Source organism: Nonomuraea phyllanthi, from assembly GCF_006334985.2.
GTDB classification, from domain to species: Bacteria; Actinomycetota; Actinomycetes; order Streptosporangiales; family Streptosporangiaceae; genus Nonomuraea; species Nonomuraea phyllanthi.
In genome coordinates this window covers 533,735-548,783 of sequence record NZ_VDLX02000002.1, presented here as the reverse complement: position 1 = coordinate 548,783, position 15,049 = coordinate 533,735, and the positions used below count along the sequence as shown (strand labels likewise).

The window sequence follows — 15,049 nt, the reverse complement described above, 5'->3', positions numbered from 1 at the left end:
AGGCCGCCGCTCCATGACCCCGGGCGGGCGTCTCAGGGACGCGCGCCCACCCCACCGGCCAGTTCCTTGGCGCGTTGGACCGGCCCGCCGTCGGGAGCGAGCGGCGCGGTGTCCATGCCGGCGCCGTCGTGCAGCCCCTGGAAGAGCTCTTGCATGGCCTCCCACGACGAGTGCCGCGGCGTCCAGCCGAGCACCTCGCGGGCCCGCTCGGTGTTCATGTACGGGATCTGCAGGACCAGGTCGAGCATCGACGGCGCGGCCGGGATGAGCCTCAGGTGCCATCCTGCCGACATGACCGCCCTGGCCAGGCCCGCCGGGACCCGCACCGTGCGGGCGCCGAGCAGCTTGGCCAGGTCGGGCGGGTCGAGCACGGGCTCGGCGGCGATGTTGAACGGGCCGCGCACGTCCTTGGTGACGGCCAGCCGGTACGCCTCCGCCGCGTCCTCGGCGTGCAGCACCTGCAGCCGCAGGCCGGGGATCTCCGGCACGAACGGGACGCGCCCGGCCCTGATCAGCCGCCGCGGCACGAACGGCCCGCCGAACAGCCTGCGCTGCTCGGTGGACGCCGCCCGCTGGAAGATGAACCCGGGCCGCATCCGCACCACCCGGATGCCCGGATGGTCGTTCTCGAACACGTCGAGCACCCGCTCGACGTACGCCTTCTCCCGCGCGTACGCGGTGCCCGGCCAGCCGTGCGTGGGCCAGCTCTCGTCCACCGGCCGGTCCTTCGGCCCCGGGGAGTACGCCCCCACGGACGAGGCGTGGACCAGCGCGGGCACCCCCGCCTCCGCGACCGCGCGGAAGACGCGCATGCTGCCCAGCACGTTGGCCCGCCAGGTGGTGGCCGGGTGCCTGGTCGGCTGGAACAGCCACGCGAGGTGCACGACCGCGTCGGCCCCGTCGAAGATGCGCGTCAGGTCGGCGGTGGCGACGTCGGCCTGCCGCCAGTCGGTGCGGTCGATCCGCCATCGGGGCAGCCGGCGGGCGACCCCGACGATCGAGGTCACGCCGCCGTCCGTGGCCAGCGCGCGCACCACGCTGGTCCCGACGTTGCCGGTTGCTCCCACCACGACGACTCTCATGGAAGCACCGCTGCCCGGCCGCCGGGCCACGAAACCCCTCCCACCTGCCAGGTCATGGCTGCAGCACGATCTTGATCGCGCCGTCCTTCTTCCGCTGGAACATCTCGTACGCCTCCGGCGCCCGCTCCAGCGGCATGCGGTGGGTGGTCAGGTCCATCACGCCGAGCGGATCGGACTCGTCGGTCACCAGCGGCATCAGCGCGGAGGTCCACTTCCTGACGTGGGCCTGCCCCATGCGCAGCGTGATCCCCTTGTCGAACATGCGCAGCATGGGCATGGGATCCGTCATGCCGCCGTAGACGCCGATGATCGAGATGACGCCGCCGCGCCGTACGGAGTCGATGGACTGGTTGAGCGCGGCCATCCGGTCGACGCCCGTGTGCGTCATCAGCGGCGCGGCGACGGCGCCCGGCAGCATGCCGGTGAGCGTCTGGGCGAGCTTGGCGCCGAGCGATCCGTGGGCCTCCATGCCGACCGCGTCGATGACCGAGTCGGTGCCGCGCCCCGAGGTGCGCTGCCTGATCTCCTCGGGCACGTCGGTGACCTCGCTCGCGTCGACGACGTCGATGCCGTGGCGGCGGGCCATCTCCAGGCGCTTCGTGACGCCGTCCACGCCGATCACGCGGTGGCCGAGGTGGGCGGCGATGCGGGCGCACATCTGCCCGATCGGGCCGAGGCCGTAGACGGTGACGCTGCCGCCCTCCGGGATGTCCGCGTACGCGACGGCCTGCCAGGCGGTGGGCAGCACGTCGGACAGGAACAGGAACCGCTCGTCCGGCCCGCCCTCGGGCACCTTGATGGGGCCGAACTGGGCCTCCGGCACCCGGAGGTACTCGGCCTGGCCGCCGGGCACCTGGCCGTAGAGCTTGGTGTAGCCGTACAGCGCGGCGCCGGTGCCCTGCTCGCGCACCTGCGTGGTCTCGCACTGGGCGTAGAGCTCCATCGAGCACATGTGGCAGTGACCGCAGGAGATGTTGAACGGGATGACCACGCGGTCGCCCGGCTTGATGGTGTCGACCGCGGGGCCGACCTCCTCGACGACGCCCATGGCCTCGTGTCCGATGATGTCGCCTTCGGCCATGAACGGCCCGAGCACCTCGTACAGGTGCAGGTCGGAGCCGCAGATGCCGGTGCTGGTGACCCTGATGACCGCGTCGTTGGGCTCCTTGACCGCCGGGTCGGGGACGTCCTCGACCCGTACGTCGCGCTTGCCGTGCCAGGTGACTGCCTTCATGGTGTCTCCTTACGGACGGGGGCACAAAGGGCGCATACCCCTACATACGGCATCAAACGGGCGACCACCCTTCGGCGGCCGCGTCTCGGTGTGGCCGCTGTGGCAAAAGAAATCGCCTGACCACAAAAGACTCTTTACACGCTGCGTATTGAATGAGTAACTACTGGTAGCGAACGCCCGACAGAAGGAGCCGCGCAGATGCCGGTGAGCTTCACTCAGCACGACGTTGGATCGCGCGTTGACCGGCGCCTGGCCGGCTTCCTCGAGACCTGGCGCGCCCCTGTCGACGACCCCGACGTCGAGGCGGCTTACCGGTTGCTGACCGACTTCATCCTCCGCGGCGGCAAGCGCGTCCGGCCGCGGCTGTGCTACTGGGGCTGGCGCGGCGCGGGCGGCGACGACAGCGAGGAGATCATCACCGCCGCGGCGGCCCTGGAGCTGTGCCACGCCGGCCTGCTCATCCACGACGACATCATGGACGGCAGCGAGCTGCGGCGCGGCCGGGTCACCGTGCACAGGAGCCTCGCCGGGCTGCACCACGGTCCCGGCGCGGAGATGTTCGGCCAGGCGGGCGGCATCCTGCTCGGCACGCTGAGCCTCGCGTGGTCCGACACGATGCTGTCCTCGTGCGGGGTGGAGCCGCACCGGCTGCGCGCCGCGCACCACGTGTTCGACGCCATGCGCACCGAGGTCATCAGCGGCCAGTACCTCGACGTCCTGGCCCAGCTGCGCGCGGGCGCGAGCGTGGCCGAGGCGCTCACGGTGATCCGGTTCAAGACCGCCAAGTACACCGTCGAGCGGCCGCTGCAGATCGGCGGCGCGCTGGCGGGCGCCTCGATGGAGCTGCTGGAGTCCTACTCCCGCTTCGGCCTGCCGCTGGGCGAGGCGTTCCAGCTGCGCGACGACGTGCTCGGCACGTTCGGCTCCGAGTCGGAGACCGGCAAGTCGGCGCTCGACGACCTGCGCGAGGGCAAGCACACGGTCCTGTTCGCGCACGCCGTGCGCAAGGCCTCGCCCGCCCAGCTCCGCCACCTCAGGAGATGGCACGGCAATCCGGAGTTGACCGAGGAGCGCGCCGAGGAGGTGCGCGAGATCCTGCGCGACACAGGAGCGCTGGCCGAGGTCGAGCAAATGATCGAAGAGCGGGTGCACGAGGCCGTGACGGCGCTGTCGGCCGCGCGGATGGAGCCGGAGGCAGCCAAGGCGCTGACCCTGATGGCGGACCGGCTGGCGCACCGCACCAAGTAGGGGGTTTTCCAGATGGCACGGGTTCTTCTCGCGGCCCCGCGCGGCTTCTGCGCAGGTGTCGAGCGCGCGATCGCCACGGTCGAGCAGGCGCTGAGCCGCTTCGGCCCACCGGTCTACGTGCGCAAACAGATCGTCCACAACACGTACGTGGTCGGCGACCTCAGCCGGCTCGGCGCGATCTTCGTCGAGGAGCTCGACGAGGTGCCCGACGGCTCGCTGGTCGTCTTCTCCGCCCACGGCGTCTCGCCGGCGGTCAAGGAGGAGGCGGAGCGGCGCGGCCTGCGCACGATCGACGCCACCTGCCCGCTGGTCACCAAGGTGCACAAGGAGGCCGTGCGCATGGCCGAGGAGGGCTACGAGATCGTGCTCATCGGCCATGCCGACCACGAGGAGGTCGAGGGCACCTACGGCGAGGCCCCCGGCCACATCCACGTCGTCGACCCGGCCCGGCCCGGCGAGGTGACGGCGAAGGGGCGGGTGAGCTGGCTGTCGCAGACCACGCTGTCCGTCGACGAGACCATGCGGGCCGTCGCCGAGCTCCGCGAGCGCTTCCCCGACATGGCCGACCCGCCCAGCGACGACATCTGCTACGCCAGCCAGAACCGCCAGGAGGCGGTCGCCGCGATCGCCCCGCGGTGCGAGCTGGTCATCGTCGTCGGCTCGGCCAACTCCTCAAACTCCCGGCGGCTGGTCGAGGTGGCGCTCGGCGCGGGCGCGGACGCGGCGCACCTGGTCGACCGGGCCGACGACGCCGACGAGCGGTGGCTCGCCGGCGTGCAAACCGTCGGGGTCACCTCCGGCGCCTCGGTCCCCGACCGGCTGGTCGGGGAGTTACTCGACTGGCTCGCCGCACGCGGGTTCACCGACGTGGAGCCGGTGACCCTGACCGAGGAGACCCTCACGTTCTCGCTCCCGCCCGAGATCCGATCCACCCGCAAGTACGGCTAGGTCCCCTACCGAGATTGGTGGTGCAGCACGATGACCGAAACGACCAACTCACCCGCCCCTGAGACCGTCAACGGCAACGGACAGCTCAGCCTCAGCACCGAGGCCGCCAGACAGCTCTCGACCACGACCAAGACGCCGCCGCAGATGCAGGAGATCACCTCCCGGTGGCTGCTGCGGCTGCTGCCGTGGGTGCAGTGCTCGGGCGGCGTGTTCCGGGTCAACCGGCGGCTCACCTACGAGCTGGGCGACGGCCGCATCACCTTCAGCAACACCGGCTCGAACGTGCGGGTCATCCCCGCCGAGCTGACCGAGATCCCCATGTTGCGCGGCTTCGACGACGCGGAGGTGCTGCAGGCGCTGGCCAACGGCTTCGCGCAGCGGGAGATCGAGGCGGGCGAGGAGATCGTCTCCGAGGGCCGTCCCGTCGACCGGCTCGTGCTCATCGCCCACGGCCGGGTGGCCAAGGTGAGCCGCGGCGCGTACGGCGACGAGCAGAACCTCGGCGTCCTGGCCGACGGCGACTACCTCGGCGAGGAGACCCTGACCCAGGGCGGCCGCTACGCGTTCACCGCGCGGGCCAAGACGGCCACCACCGTCCTCACCCTGTCCAGACAGGACTTCGAGCAGCTCGCCGACCAGTCACCCGGGCTGCGCGAGCACCTCGACCGCTGGCTCGCCAGCGGCGACCACGCCCAGAACGACTACGGCGAGGCCGCGATCGACGTGTCGTCCGGCCACACCGGCGAGCCCGTGCTGCCCGGCACGTTCGTCGACTACGAGCTGAGCCCCCGCGAATACGAGCTGAGCGTGGCCCAGACCGTCCTGCGCGTCCACAGCCGGGTCTCCGACCTGTACAACCAGCCGATGAGCCAGCTCGACCAGCAGCTGCGCCTCACGATCGAGGCGCTGCGCGAGCGGCAGGAGCACGAGCTGATCAACAACAAGGAGTTCGGCCTGCTCCACAACTCCGCCCTCAGCCAGCGCATCCGCACCCGGGCGGGCCGGCCCACCCCCGACGACCTCGACGACCTGCTGGCCACCGTGTGGAAGGACCCGGCGTTCTTCCTGGCGCACCCCCAGGCCATCGCGGCCTTCGGCAGGGAGTGCAGCAAGCGCGGCGTCTACCCGCAGACCAGTGAGGTCAACGGGCACCGGGTGCCGACCTGGCGGGGCGTCCCGATCTTCCCGTGCAACAAGATCCCGATCTCCGGCACGTACACGACGTCGTTCCTGCTCATGCGCACCGGACAGGAGAACCAGGGCGTCGTCGGCCTGCACCAGACCGGCATCCCCGACGAATACCAGCCCAGCCTGTCGGTGCGGTTCATGAACATCAACGAGAAGGCCGTCATCTCCTACCTCGTCAGCGCCTACTACTCGGCGGCCGTGCTGGTGCCGGACGCGCTCGGCGTGCTGGAGGACGTCGAGGTCGGCAGGAACGGCTGACACCGGGATCCGCACAGGCCGGCACCGCGCGCTCGGTGCCGGCCCGCGTACGCGAGGAGAGATATTGAGCCAGCCCTTTGAACTGCCCGACTTCTACATGCCGTACCCGGCGCGGCTGAACCCCCATCTCGAAGCGGCCCGGGCGCACTCCAGGCAGTGGGCGCGCGACATGGGCATGCTGGACGACCCCGGCGTCTGGGAGGAGGCCGACCTCGACTCCCACGACTACCCGCTGATGTGCGCCTACACCCATCCCGACTGCGACGCCGCCGAGCTGTGCCTCATCACCGACTGGTACGTGTGGGTCTTCTTCTTCGACGACCACTTCCTCGAGGCGTTCAAGCGCTCCGGCGACCTGGCGGGCGGCAAGGCGCACCTCGACCGGCTCCCCGCCTTCATGCCGATGGGCGGCGACCTGAGCATGCCCGAGCCGGCCAACCCGGTCGAGGCGGGCCTGGCCGACCTGTGGGTGCGCACGGTGCCGAGCAGGTCCGGCGACTGGCGGGCCCGCTTCGCCGAGAGCACCCGCAACCTGCTGAACGAGTCGCTCTGGGAACTGCGCAACATCAACACCGGGCGGGTGTCCAACCCGGTCGAGTACATCGAGATGCGCCGCAAGGTCGGCGGCGCTCCCTGGTCGGCCGGGCTGGTGGAGCACGCGGTGGGGGCCGAGGTGCCCGCGCGGATCGCCGGCAGCCGGCCGATGCGGGTGCTGAAGGACTCCTTCTCCGACGCGGTGCACCTGCGCAACGACCTGTTCTCGTACGAGCGGGAGGTGGGCGACGAGGGCGAGCTGAGCAACGGCGTGCTGGTGCTGGAGACGTTCCTCGGGTGCGGCACGCAGGAGGCCGCGAACGCGGTCAACGACCTGCTGACCTCGCGGATGCAGCAATTCGAGCACACGGCGCTCACCGAGCTCGGGCCGCTGTTCGTGGAGCACGGCGTCGACCCGATCAGCGCGGCCGGCGTGCTGGCCTACGTCAAGGGGCTGCAGGACTGGCAGTCGGGCGGGCACGAATGGCACCTGCGCTCCAGCCGGTACATGAACAAGCGCGCCACCGCGAGCCGGCCGCTGGGCATGTCGTCCGTCACCGACCTGCTCGGCGCCAAGCGGCTGCGCGCCTTCACCCACGTCCCGCACCGGCGCGTGGGGCCGTCGCGGATCCCCGACCTGTACGTCCCGTTCCAGCTGCGGCTCTCCCCGCACCTGGACGCGGCGCGGCGGGACACCGTGGCGTGGTGCCGGGCGATGGGCCTGCTCGACACGGGCGTGTGGGACGAGCGGCAGCTCGTCGACATCGACCTGCCGCTGTGCGCGGCCGGGCTGCATCCCGACGCCGGCCCCGAGGAGCTGGCCCTGGCCTCGCACTGGCTGGCCTGGGGGACGTACGGCGACGACTACTTCCCGGTCGTCTTCGGCCGCTCGCGCAACCTCGCGGCGGCCAGGATCGCGGTGGAGCGGTTCTCGGGCTGCATGCCGCTGGACGGCTCCCCCGCACCGCCGCCCGCCAACGCGATGGAGCGGGCCCTGGCCGACGTCTGGGCGCGCACGGCCGGGCCGATGCCGCCGGAGCACCGCCGCGAGCTGCGCTCCGCGGTCGAGAGCATGTGCGAGAGCTGGCTGTGGGAGCTGGCCAACGAGATCGCCCACCGCATCCCCGACCCCGTCGACTACGTGGAGATGCGCCGCAGCACCTTCGGCTCCGACCTGACGATGAGCCTGGCGCGGCTGCGGCACGGCCGGAGGATCCCCCGCGAGGTGCACGACAGCGGCCCCATGCGGGCGCTGGTGAGCGCCATCACCGACTGCGGCACGCTGATCAACGACATCTTCTCCTACCAGAAGGAGATCGAGTTCGAGGGCGAGCTGCACAACTGCGTGCTGGTGGTGCAGAGCTTCTTCGACTGCGACTACCCGGCGGCGCTCGGCATCGTGGACGACCTGATGGCCTCGCGAATGCGGGAGTTCGAGCACATCGTCGCGCACGAGCTGCCGGTGGTCTGTGACGACCTCAGTCTCGACGCCGACGCGCGGCGCGACCTCGACGCGTTCGTGGACGTGCTGCGCGACTGGGTGAGCGGCATCCTCAACTGGCACCGCCACTGCTTCCGCTACGACGAGGAGTCGCTGCGCCGCCACCACCGGCCACCGGAGTTCCGGCTGGGCGGGCCGACCGGCCTCGGCACCTCCGCGGCCCTGGCCTACGCGGGCGGCCTGGCCTGAACGGACAGCCTCGCCTCTACGGGCAGCCCCGCCTACGCGGGCAGGTGATGGGGGCGCTGCTCGTGGTACCAGCCCATCATGAGCAGCAACCTCCGCTGGTACGGCGTGACGTTGCGCAGGTGGATCCACCGCTGTGACGGCGGCACGCCGGGCATGGCCAGCACGCGCAGGCCCGAGACGTCGACGAAGCCGAGCCTGCCGGTGTCGACGACGACGCTCCCGCCCTGGCGGCAACTCGCCAGGGCGCCGGCCACCGCGGAACTGTTGGAGGCGTCGATCTCGCCGACCAGCGAGACCGAGGGCGGTCCCGGCGCCACGCGCACGGTGATCGTCAACTGCCTGTCCTGGTAGAGCAGGCGTTCCTCGACGACGCTCACGCTCCTCACACCCCCCAACGCGCACATTCTGGGGGTTGTCATCCTGCATCTGCTGAAAAACCAGATTACACGAAGTATGTTTCGCTATGTAATTTTCGCCGGAAAATGACCGAATTACGGGGAAATAATGAAGGGCACGGCAATGCCGTGCCCTTGACCCCACGCCCATGAGGCGCCCGCCGCCGCGGCCCGTCCGGGAGGCGCGCTCCGGCAAGGTGCCGCCACGTCACCGTGGCTGCCGGAGCGCCTTCAGGTCAGGCCGGGAGCGACCGCCCGCGGTGGCTCAGTTGTTGTCGCCGGTGTGGGACTTGTTGCTGAGCACGTCGAGCTCGATGTCCTGCAGGTGACCGATCGTGCCGAGGTCGATGTACTTCACCGAGTCGTTGAGCACGTCGTTGAGCAGCGTGGCGTCGTCGATCAGGCTGAGCTGGCTGAGGATCTGCTGCTTGCCGTTGTACGCGTTGGGGCCGATGTCGGCGGAGGCGCTCGTGGCCGAGAACCCGAGCAGGCAACCCGCGATCGCTGCACCAGCGAGAATGCGACGCATCATTTTCTTGTTTCTCCTTCGTCGGAATTGGCGCGGGATGCGCGTCATCGTGAATCCCTCGCAGCCGGCTGCGAGATTTCAGGAATTACACTCTCGCGGCCTGTCCACGGGTCGCAACCCGACTGTGCCAATCCTCAGTCAAATGCGCGCAGCATTTCCTTGGCCGCCGGCCGCTGATCGTCCCGACATATACGACAGGCACACATTTGTCTGTGGTGGCATGATGGCAATTTTTCAGCTTCTGGCCATACGGGCACCCCGCATGGCCAAAGTCCGTTTTATCGCCATAGAGATGGCGGAATGCTTCCGGGGTGAAACGGACCGACGAAGACGAGTCGACGGGAGCGCTGAATATGCCATGAATGGACCACGACGACTGATGACAATAGTGCTGGCCATGGTGATTGGCAGCGCCGTGCATTCCGTGCCGGCACTCGCCGCGCGATCGGCCGCCGGGATCATCGCGGTGCGCGCCGCGATAGAGATGATCGGCGTCCCGTACACATGGGGCGGCGGCGGGGTGCACGGCCCCGGATACGGGATCGGAAAAGGCGCCGGCACCTGGGGATTCGACTGCTCGGGCCTCACGGAATACGCCTGGGCACAGGCGGGGGTGCGGATCGGCACGACCACGAAGGAACAGTGGCGCTCGGGGATCAGGATCCCCAAGGAGCAGGTGGAGCCGGGCGACCTGGTCTTCTACGACAGCGACACCGGCAGCCCCGGCCCAGAACACGTCGCCATCGCGCTGAGCGCCACGCGGATGGTGCACGCCCCGTACACGGGGGAGTTCGTCCGGGTGGACCCGCTCGACCGGCGTACGTTCCTCGGCGTCATCCGCCCCGGCGAGAGCGGCGGCAAGCGCCACGCGCGCCGCTCCGGCGTGTTCCCCTGGTGAGAAACGGCCGCGCGGCCCGGGTCGTCCTGCAGTGATCGACCCGGGCCGCACGGCGCGGTGAGCTCGGTGGCCACCAAGCCCGTGCCGTGGCCTCGCGAATGTCCACGGCCCGTTTCTCGGTTCACCTCAAGGCACCAGGAAGACGACCTTGGCCGGGCGGGCCCCCGCACGGGAGCCGCCGATCGGCTTCCTGCCTACGCCATGCGAGGAGCCGTCAGTTGTTGTCGCCCACGTCTTCCTGGTTGCTCAGGAGGCTGGCGTCGATGTCCTGCAGGTGCAGGAACGTCAGCAGGTCGACGTACTTCACGGAGTCGTTGAGGACGTCGTTGAGCGCCGTCAGGTCGTCGAGCGCACTCACCTGGCTCAGGACGCTCTGCCCGTTGTTGTGCGGGTTGGGGCCGATGCTGGCTGATGCTCCGGTGGCGGAGAAGCCGAGGGCCGCGGCCGCGATCGCGGCACCGGCCAGAATGCGACGGATCATGTTTGCTTTCCTCCATGGATCGGCGCGGAAAATTCAGCGCCTAGTCGTTTGTGCAGGGCTGTGAGGTGCCGGAAATAACCATCGCGGCAGGCGGACGGAACCGCAACTCAGAAATCCCTCGGGCAGGTCAAGGAGACACCTCGGTTTCTTGGCACGGGGTTTTACCGCGCGTCACCGATCTGCCGCTCAGGCACCGGTCGGGCTGGCCTGGAAACGAGAATTGTTTTGGTCGGCGGCGCGTACGATGGGCGGCCCGTGCACCGCCTTTTAAGAAACGATCAACCGAAACTTGAGAATCGTTCCTACGCCTTACGTGGTACCTGGAGCACCTTCTCCGGGGTGACGCCGGGGGCCGCCTAAACGACGAGGATGACCGTCGAGTCGGCCAATCCGCAGGTGAGGTGAGATCGATGCGGCCGCGTATCCGCAAGACGGTGATGGTTATCCACGTCATCACGTCCGTCGCGCTGCTCGGAGAGGTGTGGGGACTCGTCGTGCTGAATACCGCGGCGGTCCTGACAAAGGACACGGACCTGGCCCACGCGGCCTACCGGTTGATGCCCAACCTGATCTTCGCGGGCGGCATACCGCTCAGCCTCACCGCATTGGCCACGGGCATCGCACTGGGCCTGACCAGCCATTGGGGGCTGTTCCGGCATTACTGGGTGACCGTCAAGCTCGGGCTGCTGGTGGCCGTGATCTGCGTCGGCATCTTCCTGTTCGACCCCGAGGGAATGGCCGCCGCCACGGCGGGCGACGCCCCGGTCCCGGGCGCCCGCGGGTGGGGGCAGATCGCCGCGCTCGGCACGCAGATCGCCATGCTGGTGACCGCGACCACGCTGTCCGTCTTCAAGCCCCGCCGCAAACTCCGATGACGGCAGGACGGGCCGCACGCTACAAAAAGCCATGAGCTCCACCACGCCACCCCTCGTCACCGCCGCCCTCGACCGCGCCGGGGACTTCGCCCACTCCTGCGACCCCGCCGTCGGCCGCCTCCTCGCCGCCCTGGCCGCCCACGTCCCCCAGGACGGGCGCGTGCTGGAGCTCGGCACCGGGGTGGGGGTGGGTCTCGCGTGGCTGGCGAGCGGCCTCCTCCCGCGTACGGACGCGACCGTGACGACGGTGGAGAGCGACGCCGAGCGAGCCGCGCGCACCGCCACCGGCGACTGGCCGCCCTTCGTGCGCCTCCTCACCGGTGACGCGCTTGAGCTGCTGCCCGGGCTGGGCACCTTCGACCTGGTCTTCGCGGACGCGGTGGCGGGCAAGCAGGTGGGCCTCGACCTGACGATCGCCGCCCTGAACCCCCGCGGCATGCTGGTCGTGGACGACATGCTGCCCGCTCCCGGCGCCGTCTGGGACGACGAGTTCACCGCCCGCCAGGACGCGGTGCGCCGCCGCCTCCTCACCCACGAGCGGCTGGTGGCGGTGGAGCTGCCCCACGGCGTCGTCCTCGCCACCGCCCGCTGAAAGCCCTGCCCTCGAGCCCTCCTGCGGGGACCGGCGCCAGGTCCGGGAGCCGTGCCGCCGTGGTCACAACATGTGGTCGTTCGGCAATCGTGGGAGGATACTTCCCATGGCAGAGATCGTCGGCGGGGGACGTCCGGTCAACGACGCCGAACGGCGCGTGATCGCCTACCTTCGCGACCACGCGCCCGCCGACTGGCTGCTGCTGCACAACGTCGAGGTCCCGCGCGGCCACGACGTCTTCGAGGTCGACCTCATCGTGCTGACCGGCCACTCGCTCGTGGTCGTCGACGTCAAGGGCACCAGGGGCCGCATCGAGGTGTCGGGCACCCGCTGGTTCCCGCCGCGCAGGGAGGCGTTCGGCTCCCCCGTGGCCAAGCTGCGCGGCACCGCCAAGGCGCTGAAGGGCCTGCTGGTGTCCAAGGCCACCCAGCTGGACCGGGTCTACGTCGACAGCCTGGTCGTGCTCACCTCGCCCGACGCCGAGCTGGTCGACCCGGCCGGGCGCGACGCGGTCAACGTCACCGACCTGCCCGGGCTGCTGCGGACCCTGAGCGACGTCTCCCGGGTCAGGCGCGGGTGCAGCCCCGACGCGAAGCCGTACCTCACCGCGATCCTCGACGCGCTCAACCAGACCGTGCGCCGCAGCACCGCGCCGCCCAGGTTCGGCAACTGGGAGGTCGAGGAGCAGCTCGGCGGCGACGCCAAGGTCACCGAATACCGCGCGATCAACGTGACGCTGCCGGGCAGCGAGACCGTGCTGCTGCGGGTCTACCAGGCCGACCCGATGGCCGACCACGATGCGCGGGCGGCCGAGCGGCAGCGCATCGCCAACGCGTACCAGACGCTGGCCAGGATCCCGCCGCACCCGTGCGTGGTGCGCTCGCGCGACTTCTTCGCCATCGACGACGAGAGCCGGTTCGTGCTGGTGCTGGACGACGTGCACGGCGAGGCGCTGCACCTGTCGCTGGGCAGGGGCGCGGGGCTGAGCGTGGTCCAGGACCTGCTGCGCGGGCTCGCCCACGCCCACGCCCACGGCGTCGTGCACCGGGCGCTGACCCCGGCCTCCGTGCTCGTCACGGACGACGGGCACGCGGTGCTGACCGGGTTCGACTACGCCAAGCCGGGGCCGCGCAACTACACCGTCGCCCACGAGCTGGGCAACGTGCTCGACGCTCACTACGTGGCACCGGAGTGCCAGGAGCGGCCCGACCGGATGACGACCGCCTCCGACGTCTACGCGGCCGGCGCCATCGCCCACCACGTGCTCACCGGCCGGCTCCCGACGAGCCCCGACGCTCAGGACCCCGAGGTGCCGGAGGTGGTGCGCAGGATGCTCGACCACACCCCGGCCAAGCGCCCGACCGCCGCCGAGGCGCTCGAGGCCCTGGAGACCGCGCCGGTGCCGGAGTCGCGCCTCAGGCGGCTGGTGCGTCGTCTAGTCTCCCGATCATGACGGCAATCCTGCGTCCGGTGGCGGAGGACGACCTCCCCTTCATGCACCGGCTCACCAGTGACCCCGACGCCTCGGGCGAGTTCCAGTGGTACGGCTTCCAGAACCCGCACCGCCTGCGCGAACGCTGGACGGACAACGGCATGCTGAGCGACGACGGCGGCGCTCTGATCATCGCCAACGGCGACGACAGGGTCGGCTTCGTGCAGTGGACCAAGCAGGTCGCCAACCGCGCCAGCCACTACTGGGCGATGGGGCTGATCGTGGCGCCCGAGCACCGCGGCCAGGGTCACGGCACCCAGGCGCAGCGGCTGCTGGCGCGCTACCTCTTCGACCACACCACGGCCCACAGGATCGAGGCGTCCACCGAGGTCACCAACGTCGCCGAGCAGCGGGCGCTGGAGAAGGCGGGGTTCACCCGCGAGGGGGTCATCCGCGGCAGCGGCTTCCGCGCCGGGGAGTGGCGCGACGGGGTGCGCTACAGCATGATCCGCACCGACCTCTGACCGATCCCCCGGCCATCCGGCCGATCCCCGGCCGATCTCCGCCCGAGCCGGCCGGCCGCCGCCCACCTGTGTGTGAGCGGTCGGCGCCTCACACGTGCGTGAACGTGTCCAGCACGTCTATCACGTACAGTGACTGCCGGTCGCCGAGGCAGGAGACGGCGACCCTGCTGCCGACCCGCCGGCCCACGAGCGCGCCCAGCCAGCCGTCCGGCACGGCCCCCTTCGCCAGCGTGAACGCGCTGGGCCCGCCCCTCCGGTAGGAGGAGTCGACGACCGCCCGCGACGGCCAGGCCGCCTCCACGTACTGGATGACCACCTTCGCCCCGGCGGCGATCTCCTCGCCCGAGCCGTCGATGAGGGTGCGCGGCGGCGAGCCCGGCACGAAGTCGGCCGGGATCACCGGCAGCGTGCGGCCCACGAGCCGGGCGTCGGGCGGGTAGCCGCCCAGGATGTCGAAGACCAGCACCAGCGTGTCGCCGGGCGCCAGGCCGGTCATCGGCACGTTCGGCCCGAGCGCCTCGGCGGCCGGGCTGACCAGCATGACCCGGCTGCCCGCCGGCCGGCCGATGAGCGAGCGCCGCCAGGTGTCCGAGACCTGCCTGCCGTCGAAGACGACCGAGGTGGGCTGGTTGCCGTCGTACGTGCTCATGTACGGCCGGTTGCCCGACCACCGCCGGATGTCCACGTCGGCGAGCACCACGTCGCCCGGCAGGGTGCGCCGGCCGCTGCCCATGGACAGCACGGTGATCCGCGGCGTGCGGCCCGGCTTGCCCTTGGGTATGGCGACGACCGGCTTGGTGCCGAACGCGCCCGTGACGACGGGCTGCGTGCCGTCCTCGGCCACGCCGCACGAGGTGGCGAGCACGAGCATGAACGGCCAGAACAGACGCACGATTTCCTCCAGTGATACTCCGGCGGGACTCCCCCGGCAGAGTCCTCGGGCCGGGTGCTCGGGCAGAGCTCCTCGGGCCGGGCTCCTCAAGCCGGGTTCCTCAAGCCGGGTTCCTCAGGCAGGTTCCTCAGGCAGGGCCGAAGTCCGGAAGTGTTACTTGCCGCAACCGCGAAAAGGAAAGCTGCGTGACTCGCCATCTCACGACAAAGGCGCGGGAGGATGGGGGCATGAGCGAGCGCGACGGCATCC

The 15,049-nt window shown here is 70.5% G+C and carries 15 protein-coding genes; 9 read left to right on the top strand and 6 right to left on the bottom strand.

What is annotated here, in order from left to right; all coding sequences use genetic code 11:
• Positions 1 to 32: 32 nt before the first annotated feature.
• Together FH608_RS08075 and FH608_RS08070 are read right to left on the bottom strand one after the other, a co-directional pair.
• Positions 33 to 1,082, bottom strand: a complete 1,050-nt coding sequence (locus FH608_RS08075; protein WP_139629718.1) for an NAD-dependent epimerase/dehydratase family protein — start codon at positions 1,080 to 1,082, stop codon at positions 33 to 35.
• Positions 1,083 to 1,134: 52 nt separating this feature from the next.
• Positions 1,135 to 2,316, bottom strand: a complete 1,182-nt coding sequence (locus FH608_RS08070; protein ID WP_139629717.1) for a zinc-dependent alcohol dehydrogenase — start codon at positions 2,314 to 2,316, stop codon at positions 1,135 to 1,137.
• Between the two features lie 204 nt (positions 2,317 to 2,520).
• On the opposite strand from FH608_RS08070, the gene FH608_RS08065 reads away from it, so the two are divergent.
• From FH608_RS08065 to FH608_RS08050, 4 genes are all read left to right on the top strand, one after another.
• Positions 2,521 to 3,564 (top strand): polyprenyl synthetase family protein, encoded by a 1,044-nt coding sequence (locus FH608_RS08065; protein ID WP_226899131.1) that lies wholly within the window; start codon positions 2,521 to 2,523, stop codon positions 3,562 to 3,564.
• 12 nt (positions 3,565 to 3,576) lie between these two features.
• A complete protein-coding gene (locus tag FH608_RS08060; RefSeq protein WP_139629715.1) occupies positions 3,577 to 4,512 on the top strand; it encodes a 4-hydroxy-3-methylbut-2-enyl diphosphate reductase in 936 nt (311 codons plus the stop codon).
• Between the two features lie 30 nt (positions 4,513 to 4,542).
• Entirely contained in the window at positions 4,543 to 5,958 is a 1,416-nt protein-coding gene (locus tag FH608_RS08055; RefSeq protein WP_139629714.1) for a family 2B encapsulin nanocompartment shell protein, read from the top strand.
• 64 nt (positions 5,959 to 6,022) lie between these two features.
• The gene (locus tag FH608_RS08050) at positions 6,023 to 8,182 is read left to right on the top strand and encodes a terpene synthase family protein (protein ID WP_193318294.1); all 2,160 of its coding nucleotides are present in this window, start codon (positions 6,023 to 6,025) and stop codon (positions 8,180 to 8,182) included.
• 32 nt (positions 8,183 to 8,214) lie between these two features.
• On the opposite strand, the gene FH608_RS08045 is transcribed toward FH608_RS08050, so the two are convergent.
• On the bottom strand, positions 8,215 to 8,559 hold the full coding sequence (locus tag FH608_RS08045) for an STAS domain-containing protein (protein WP_193318293.1): 345 nt from the start codon (positions 8,557 to 8,559) through the stop codon (positions 8,215 to 8,217).
• Between the two features lie 283 nt (positions 8,560 to 8,842).
• Complete coding sequence (locus FH608_RS51330) at positions 8,843 to 9,109, bottom strand: hypothetical protein (protein ID WP_193318292.1); 267 nt, start codon at positions 9,107 to 9,109, stop codon at positions 8,843 to 8,845.
• Positions 9,110 to 9,503: 394 nt separating this feature from the next.
• Here FH608_RS51330 and FH608_RS51325 point away from each other — a divergent pair, with 394 nt between their 5' ends.
• Positions 9,504 to 10,004, top strand: a complete 501-nt coding sequence (locus tag FH608_RS51325) for a C40 family peptidase (RefSeq protein WP_193318291.1) — start codon at positions 9,504 to 9,506, stop codon at positions 10,002 to 10,004.
• A gap of 214 nt (positions 10,005 to 10,218) precedes the next feature.
• Here FH608_RS51325 and FH608_RS08035 read toward each other — a convergent pair whose 3' ends face one another.
• Positions 10,219 to 10,485 (bottom strand): hypothetical protein, encoded by a 267-nt coding sequence (locus tag FH608_RS08035; protein WP_139629711.1) that lies wholly within the window; start codon positions 10,483 to 10,485, stop codon positions 10,219 to 10,221.
• 410 nt (positions 10,486 to 10,895) lie between these two features.
• On the opposite strand from FH608_RS08035, the gene FH608_RS08030 reads away from it, so the two are divergent.
• The 4 genes from FH608_RS08030 to FH608_RS08015 all read left to right on the top strand — a co-directional run bounded on the left by FH608_RS08030 (position 10,896) and on the right by FH608_RS08015 (position 13,908).
• Entirely contained in the window at positions 10,896 to 11,360 is a 465-nt protein-coding gene (locus FH608_RS08030) for a hypothetical protein (RefSeq protein WP_139629710.1), read from the top strand.
• A 31-nt stretch (positions 11,361 to 11,391) separates the two neighbouring features.
• A complete protein-coding gene (locus FH608_RS08025; protein WP_139629709.1) occupies positions 11,392 to 11,952 on the top strand; it encodes an O-methyltransferase in 561 nt (186 codons plus the stop codon).
• Between the two features lie 106 nt (positions 11,953 to 12,058).
• Entirely contained in the window at positions 12,059 to 13,405 is a 1,347-nt protein-coding gene (mads6, locus tag FH608_RS08020; RefSeq protein WP_139629708.1) for a methylation-associated defense system protein kinase MAD6, read from the top strand.
• Positions 13,402 to 13,908: a GNAT family N-acetyltransferase gene (locus FH608_RS08015; protein ID WP_139629707.1), complete on the top strand. Its 507-nt coding sequence runs from the start codon at positions 13,402 to 13,404 to the stop codon at positions 13,906 to 13,908. The genes mads6 and FH608_RS08015 overlap by 4 nt, the downstream gene beginning before the upstream one ends.
• 88 nt (positions 13,909 to 13,996) lie before the next feature.
• Here the strand turns inward: FH608_RS08015 and FH608_RS08010 are convergent, their stop codons facing one another.
• Entirely contained in the window at positions 13,997 to 14,800 is an 804-nt protein-coding gene (locus tag FH608_RS08010; RefSeq protein WP_139629706.1) for an FKBP-type peptidyl-prolyl cis-trans isomerase, read from the bottom strand.
• Positions 14,801 to 15,049: the final 249 nt, after the last annotated feature.